The sequence below is a fragment of the Nocardiopsis chromatogenes YIM 90109 genome, from assembly GCF_000341185.1.
Classification (GTDB): Bacteria; Actinomycetota; Actinomycetes; order Streptosporangiales; family Streptosporangiaceae; genus Nocardiopsis_A; species Nocardiopsis_A chromatogenes.
In genome coordinates this window covers 1-6,476 of record NZ_ANBH01000209.1, presented here as the reverse complement: position 1 = coordinate 6,476, position 6,476 = coordinate 1, and the positions used below count along the sequence as shown (strand labels likewise).

At 75.3% G+C, this 6,476-nt stretch carries 7 protein-coding genes; 4 read left to right on the top strand and 3 right to left on the bottom strand.

Annotated elements, in window-relative coordinates:
- The 3 genes from D476_RS0119990 to D476_RS0119980 all read left to right on the top strand — a co-directional run.
- The coding region (locus D476_RS0119990; RefSeq protein ID WP_017625701.1) for an ABC transporter permease at positions 1-510 on the top strand (510 nt) is incomplete at its 5' end.
- Positions 507-1,190: an ABC transporter permease gene (locus tag D476_RS0119985; protein WP_026123679.1), complete on the top strand. Its 684-nt coding sequence runs from the start codon at positions 507-509 to the stop codon at positions 1,188-1,190. The genes D476_RS0119990 and D476_RS0119985, both read left to right, overlap by 4 nt.
- A 24-nt stretch (positions 1,191-1,214) precedes the next feature.
- On the top strand, positions 1,215-2,135 hold the full coding sequence (locus D476_RS0119980; protein WP_017625699.1) for an ABC transporter substrate-binding protein: 921 nt from the start codon (positions 1,215-1,217) through the stop codon (positions 2,133-2,135).
- 163 nt (positions 2,136-2,298) lie between these two features.
- Here D476_RS0119980 and D476_RS0119970 read toward each other — a convergent pair whose 3' ends face one another.
- Together D476_RS0119970 and sppA are read right to left on the bottom strand one after the other, a co-directional pair.
- Entirely contained in the window at positions 2,299-2,766 is a 468-nt protein-coding gene (locus D476_RS0119970; protein WP_040726716.1) for a flavin reductase family protein, read from the bottom strand.
- A 32-nt stretch (positions 2,767-2,798) separates the two neighbouring features.
- On the bottom strand, positions 2,799-4,505 hold the full coding sequence (gene sppA, locus D476_RS0119965) for a signal peptide peptidase SppA (protein ID WP_017625696.1): 1,707 nt from the start codon (positions 4,503-4,505) through the stop codon (positions 2,799-2,801).
- 95 nt (positions 4,506-4,600) lie between these two features.
- Here sppA and D476_RS0119960 point away from each other — a divergent pair, with 95 nt between their 5' ends.
- A complete protein-coding gene (locus D476_RS0119960) occupies positions 4,601-5,335 on the top strand; it encodes a hypothetical protein (RefSeq protein ID WP_026123678.1) in 735 nt (244 codons plus the stop codon).
- Here D476_RS0119960 and D476_RS0119955 read toward each other — a convergent pair.
- Positions 5,247-6,320: a DUF418 domain-containing protein gene (locus D476_RS0119955; RefSeq protein ID WP_017625695.1), complete on the bottom strand. Its 1,074-nt coding sequence runs from the start codon at positions 6,318-6,320 to the stop codon at positions 5,247-5,249. The two genes, D476_RS0119960 and D476_RS0119955, sit on opposite strands and share 89 nt — an antisense overlap.
- Positions 6,321-6,476 lie beyond the last annotated feature (156 nt).

Sequence of the window (6,476 nt, the reverse complement as noted above, 5' to 3'; positions counted from 1 at the left end):
CCCCCGCCGCTGCTCACCGCGGTCAACGTGCTCTACGCGCTGCCCTCGATCGCGCTGTTCTTCCTGCTGCTGCCCTACACCGGGCTGACGATCTGGACCGCGGTGCTGCCGCTGGCCCTGTACACCCTGGCGATCCTGGTGCCCAACATCGTCGACGGGCTGCACCAGGTGCCCGGCCACGTCCGCCAGGCCGCCACCGCGATGGGGTTCGGCCCGCTGCGCCGCCTGGTGCTGGTGGAGCTGCCGGTGGCGGTGCCCGCGGTGATCGCCGGGCTGCGGGTGGCCTCGGTGGCCACCATCAGCATGGTCAGCGTCGCCTCCATGGTGGGCCTGGGCGGCCTGGGGGCGCTGATCCTGCGGGAGGGGTTCAACAACCGCTTCGCCACCCCCATCATCGTGGGCGTGGTGCTGACCGCGGTGCTCGCCTTCGCCGTCGACGGACTGCTGGTGCTGGCCCAGCGGCTGCTCACCCCGTGGGCGCCGCGCCGCGGGCGCAAGGGGGCGCGGTGAGCATCTACGAGCTGGTCGCCGCCTGGTTCTCGGACCCGGCCACCTGGACCGGGCCGGACGGCGTCCCCGCCCGCTTCGCCGAGCACACCGCCTACTCGGCCGCGGCCATGGCGATGGCCGCCGCGATCGCGGTGCCGCTGGGGCTGGCCACCGGGCACACCGGCCGCGGCGGGCTGCTCGCCGTGGGCCTGGCCAACGCCGCCCGCGCGCTGCCCACCATCGGCGTGATGTTCCTGGTGGTGCTGGCGATGGGGATCGGCCTGGTGCCGGTGCAGACGGCGCTGGTGATCCTGGCGGTGCCGCCGATCCTGGTCAACACCTACGAGGGGGTGCGCGCGGTCGACCCCGGCCTGCGCGACGCCGCCGCGGGGATGGGCATGCGCGGGGCGCAGGTGCTGCTGCGCCTGGAGCTGCCGGTGGCGCTGCCGATGGTGCTGCTGGGGCTGCGCACCGCCGCGGTGCAGGTGGTCTCCACCGCCACCATCGCCGCCTACGTCGGCGTGGGCGGCCTGGGGCGGTTCATCTTCGACGGGCAGAACCGCCAGGAGTTCGGCATGGTGGCCGGCGGGTCCCTGCTGGTGGCACTGATGGCGGTGCTCGTGCTGGTGTTCTTCTGGCTGCTGCGCCGCCTGGCGGTGGCCCCCGGGCTGCGCGCCCGCGAGGCCGCCGCCCGGGAGTAGTCGACGTTCGAGGGAGTTGGGACGATGCGCACGACACGCGAGGGCCTCAGAGCGGGTGCGGCCGCGGCGGCCGCCGGAACGCTGGCGCTGGCCGCCTCGGCCTGCGGCGGCGAGGACCCCTACGCCGACGGCGGCGGGGGCGGCGGCTCCGGGGTGATCACCGTCGGCTCGGCGGACTTCCCCGAGTCGGCCCTGCTGGCCAACGTCTACGCCCAGGCCCTGGAGGCGGCCGGCAACGAGGTGGAGACCAAGCTCAACATCGGCAGCCGCGAGGTCTACTACGACCAGGTGGAGTCGGGGGCCATCTCGGTGCTGCCCGAGTACAACGGCGGCATCCTGCTCTACCTCGACCCCGAGGCCGAGTCCGGCTCGACCGAGGAGACGAGCGAGCGGGCGGCCGCGGAGCTGCCCGACGGGCTGAGCATCCTGGACTCCTCCCCGGCGGAGAACAAGGACTCGGTGACGGTCACCCAGGAGACCGCCGATGAGGAGGGCCTCACCGAGATCGGCGACCTGAAGGACGTGGCCGACGGCATGGACATCGGCGGGCCGCCGGAGTTCGAGACGCGCCCGCAGGGGCTGCCGGGCCTCAAGGACGTCTACGGGGTCGAGTTCGGCGGGTTCCGCTCGCTGGACCCGGCGCTGGTGCCCACCGCGCTGTCGGACGGGGACGTGCAGGCGGCCAACCTGTTCACCACCGACCCGGCGATCGCCTCCGAGGGGTTCGTGACCCTGGAGGACCCGGAGAACCTGTTCGGCGCGCAGAACGTGGTGCCGCTGATCCACGACGCCTCGGTGCCCCGCGAGGCGCGCGAGGTCCTGAACCGGGTCTCGGCGGAGCTGACCACCGAGGACCTGGTGGAGATGAACGAGCGGGTGGGGGTCGAGCACGAGAGCGCGGACGCGGTGGCGGCCGACTGGCTCGCCGACGCCGGGCTGAACTAGAGGATCATGGCCAGGATCAGACCGGCCACCAGGATTCCGAGTACCGTGTAGAAGCCGTCCATGCGCCCATTGCACCGCTCGGGCGGCGCCGTGTGAACTGGCGCCGCCCGCACAGCGGTGTGCCGGAGGGGTTGCCCTCGGCGACCTCTCTAGAGAGTTTCGCTCACCCCAGGGTGCGGTACCGGCCCTCGAAGCGCACGAGCGGGTGGGCGCCGCCGCGGCCGCCGTCCACCCGCGGCAGGCCGGTCACCCCGGCGAAGTAGACGGCGTGGTCGCCCACCTCCAGGCTCTGCTCGACCGAGCACTCCAGCGCCGCCAGGGCCTCGGTGAGCACCAGCGCCCCGGTCTCCTCACCGCGGGTGTGCGGCTCGGCTGCCAGCAGCAGCCGGGCGCTGGGCCGCCCCGCGGCGGAGAACCGCCCGGCGATGGCGCGGTGCCCGGAACCGAGCACGCTGACGGCGAAGGCGCCCTGCCGGTCGATCACCTCGCGCAGGTACCCGTCGGCGATCACGCTGAGCATGACCACCGGCGGGTCGGCCGAGATGGAGCACAGGGCGCTGACGGTGCTGCCGACGTCGTCGCGCCCGTCCCGGACCGCCACCACCGCCACCCCGGTGGGCAGGGCGGACATGGCCTCGGTGTAGGCGCCGGGGGCGGGCGCGCTCACCGCACCTCCCAGTCGCCCGGCAGCACCAGCGGCCCGGCGGCGGGCAGTCCGGCCCGCGCCGACAGCTCGGCCAGCGGCCCCCAGGCGTCCAGCCGGGTGCGGGCCGCGGCGGAGCGCTCCTCGCTGGACTCGGCGGGGCGCAGCCGGTCCAGCGGGCCGGTGCGCGGGTAGGGGCGCAGCGGCGCGTGCGGCGCCCCGGCCAGCGAGCGCGCCAGCCGCACCGCGGTCTCCAGCCCGCCCAGGGCGTCCACCAGGCCCCGCTCGTGCGCCTGGGCGCCGGACCACACCCGGCCGCGCGCCAGGCGGTCGACCTGGTCGGCGTCCAGGCCGCGGGCGCGGGCCACCTTCTCGGTGAAGTCGGCGTAGACCACGTCGAGCAGGGCGTCGACGCGCTCCCACTCCGAGTCGGTGAAGGGGCGGGCGGTGGAGAACATCCCGGCGTGCGGGTCGCTGTCCACGGTCCCGTACCCGATGCCCAGGCGCTCCAGCAGGCCCTGGGCGTCGGGCTTGGCGATGAAGACCCCGATGGAGCCGGTGACGGTGCCGGGCTGGGCGACGATGCGGTCGGCGCCCAGGGAGATGTAGTACCCGCCGGAGGCGGCCACGTCCCCCATGGACACCACCACGGGCTTGCCCGCCTCGCCGGTGAGCCGCACCTCGCGGCGGACGGCGTCGGAGGCCGAGTGGGACCCGCCGGGGCTGTCCACCCGCAGCACCACGGCGCGCACCGAGGTGTCGCGGCGGGCGGCGCGCAGCGCGGCCGAGACGGTCTCGGCCCCGGCGGTGGTGCGTCCGGTGGGCGAGCGGCGGGAGTGGCCGGAGTGGATCTGCCCGTGCACGCCGACCAGCGCGATCTGGCCGTTTCCGGGGCGTGGGCCCAGATGCTCGGCGGTGGCGCGGTGCCGGTTGTAGCGGGAGGCGAAGCGCAGCACCGGTTCGGGGCCGCCGTGGCCGATGCGCTCCAGCAGGTCGGCGTAGACCTCGTCGCGGTAGGCGAGCCGGTCCACCAGGTGGGCCTCCAGGGCCTCGGCGGCGGTCAGCGGGGCGCGGGCGGCCAGCTCGGCGACCCGGCCGGGCTCCAGGCCGCGGTCGGCGGCGATGCCGGTGCGCACCTGCTCCGACAGCGACTCCAGCAGGCCCTCGGCGGCCGCGCGGTGGGCGGCGGTGTAGTCGTGCTCGGTGAAGGTGTTGACGGCGGTCTTGTACTCGTGCCGGGCGGCGGTCTCGGGGCGCACCCCGGCCTTGTCGAAGGCACCGCGCAGGAAGAGGGCGTTCAGGGCCAGGCCGGTCAGCCCGACGGTTCCGGTGGGGGCCAGGGCGATCTCACCGAAGGCGGCCGCCAGGTAGTAGCCGACGGTGCCGGGGCCGAAGTCGCCGATGGACTCGCTCCAGGCCACGGCGGGCTTGCCGGAGGCGCGGAAGTCGGCGACCGCGTCGCGGATCTGCTGGACGGCGGCCAGCCCGGCGGGGGCGCCTCCGATCTTGGCCAGCACCCCGCCCACCCGGGGGTCGCGGGCGCCGCGGCGCAGCCCCTCCACGATGTCGGTGAGCCGCTCCCTGCGGCGGGTGAGCACCTGGGCCAGCGGCGGGCCCGGGGGCTCGTCGGTGGTCCCTTCGGTCAGGTCGAGTTCGAGGACCAGCGGCGCGGTGCGCCTGCGCCGCAGGTCGGCCAGTGGGGCGATGAGCTCGGGAAGGTCCGCCATGCCCACAGGGTAGTGGGGGTCGGCTATCGTCGGAGGGCCGATCCGGGCCGGATCGGCACGGTCGCAGGGGAAACCGGCTTGTGAGGAAGGGACCCATGTCCGAGGCGTTGGGGCTCAAGGCCGCGGTGGCGGGCGCGGGGCTCGTCCTGCTCGCCGCCGGGTGCGGCGGCGACGGCGGCGACGGCGGCGGCGACGGCGACGGCGACGGCGCGGGCGGTGCCCCGTCGGTCGAGGGGGCCTACACGGACGCGGTCCCGGCGGCCTCCGCCTCCCTGTCCGGGACGTCCGTCGAGGGCGTGGCGATCGGCATGCCCGAGGGGTGGTCGCGCTCCGACGGGAACGGCCGCATGTGCATGGACCCGCCGGAGGGCGAGCGCTGCGGCTACGGGTCGGTGCAGGTGTACCCCAAGGCGGCCGAGCGCAACGGGCAGGGCTGGCCGGCCGAGGGGACCGCGTTCAACGAGGCCGGCGGGTGGCGGTCCGGGGACGCGTCCTGCCGGGCCCCGGGGGCCGAGGGCCAGGAGCCCGGCGGAGCCGAGCTGGCCGTCGGTCCGCCGGAGGTGACCGAGCACGCCGACGGGCTCAAGTCGCACCACCGGGTCTGGGAGGTGGAGTGCGACGGCGGGGCCGCGTTCGAGGTGCGCATGTGGTTCCTGCCCGAGAGCGACGTGATGGTGTACGTGCCCGCGGTGGACCCGGCCTACGGTCCGGTGTACGACCAGGTGGCCGCGTCGATGGACGTCACCGAGTACAAGAAGGCCCGGGAGCGGGAGCAGGAGCGGAAGGAGAAGGACGAGAAGAAGGACGAGAAGGAGGAGAGGGACGACTGACCCGGATGGGGACCGCCTCCCACCAGGTGGCGCAGCGCCAGGCCCACTCCAGCGGACCGTAGCCGAAGGCGCGCAGCCACAGGGAGGAGAACACCCACTGGGCCGCCAGTACCCCCGCCGCCAGCGCGAACAGGGCGCCCCACCGGAAGTCGGCGCGGAAGTCCAGCAGGTACCCCGCCGCGAGCACGGCCACCGTGGCGGTCACGTAGTTGGTCAGCGCCATGCGCCCGAGCGGGGCGAAGGCGGTGCGCAGCGCTCCGGCCAGCGGGGTGCGCATCAGCAGGGCCAGGCCGCACACGTAGGCCCCGGCCATGAGCAGCCCGGCCACGGCGCTGGAGGCGGCGAACCCCGAGTTCTCGACCTCGCCGTACTGCCACAGCGCCGCCGGGACCGCCGCGGCGGCGAAGAGCCCGAAGGCCAGGGCGGTCCACCCGGCCGACCGGTCGAGGCGCTGGGGGACCCGGTACCGGGCCGTGGCCAGGCCCAGCAGGAACAGGCCGGGGATGAGCAGCGTCCCGCCGTGGCCGAGGGCGGCGGGCACGGCGGTCCCGGCCGCGCCCAGGGCCAGCACCGCCCAGGAGGGCAGGTAGCTCGCGGGCAGCAGGACCGCCAGCCCGAAGACCGCGTAGGGGGTCAGCGCCTCCCCGGGCTGCAGCACCTGGTGGCCCAGGCCCAGCAGGCCCAGGGCGGCCAGGCGCCGCACCAGGAGCAGCCGGGGCCGCGGGTGCCGCCGCCCGGCCGACTCCAGGAAGATCGCGAACCCGATCCCGAACAGGAACGAGAAGATCGGGAAGAAGCGCTCGGCGACGAGCATGTCCAGCCACACCTCGGGCGCGGCCGCGGGCACCCCCTGGCCGGGCGGCAGCGCTTCCAGCACATCGGCGCCCATCTGCGTGATGGGTCCGATGTTGACCGTCAGGATCCCGCACAGCGCGAACCCGCGGACCACGTCCAAGGCGTCGATGCGCCGACCCGGCTCGGCCACGGCGCTCCTCCTCTCGTCAGGGGTCTGACTGACCAGGAAGAACGTACGGCCCGCGGTGCGTGCGGCGGATCGGCCGTCCGGCCGGATCCGGTCTCGTCCTTTCGGCCCTCCCCCCGCGGCTACCCCCCGTGCGCGGGCGTGTCCGGCTCCAGCCAC

What these genes read in the sequence shown, in the direction of transcription:
- D476_RS0119960 (WP_026123678.1), top strand. Translation starts at nt 4,601, where the DNA reads ATGTCCGAGGCGTTGGGGCTCAAGGCCGCGGTGGCGGGCGCGGGGCTC.
- sppA (WP_017625696.1), bottom strand. Translation starts at nt 4,505, where the DNA reads ATGGCGGACCTTCCCGAGCTCATCGCCCCACTGGCCGACCTGCGGCGC.
- D476_RS0119980 (WP_017625699.1), top strand. Translation starts at nt 1,215, where the DNA reads ATGCGCACGACACGCGAGGGCCTCAGAGCGGGTGCGGCCGCGGCGGCC.
- D476_RS0119970 (WP_040726716.1), bottom strand. Translation starts at nt 2,766, where the DNA reads ATGTCCGCCCTGCCCACCGGGGTGGCGGTGGTGGCGGTCCGGGACGGG.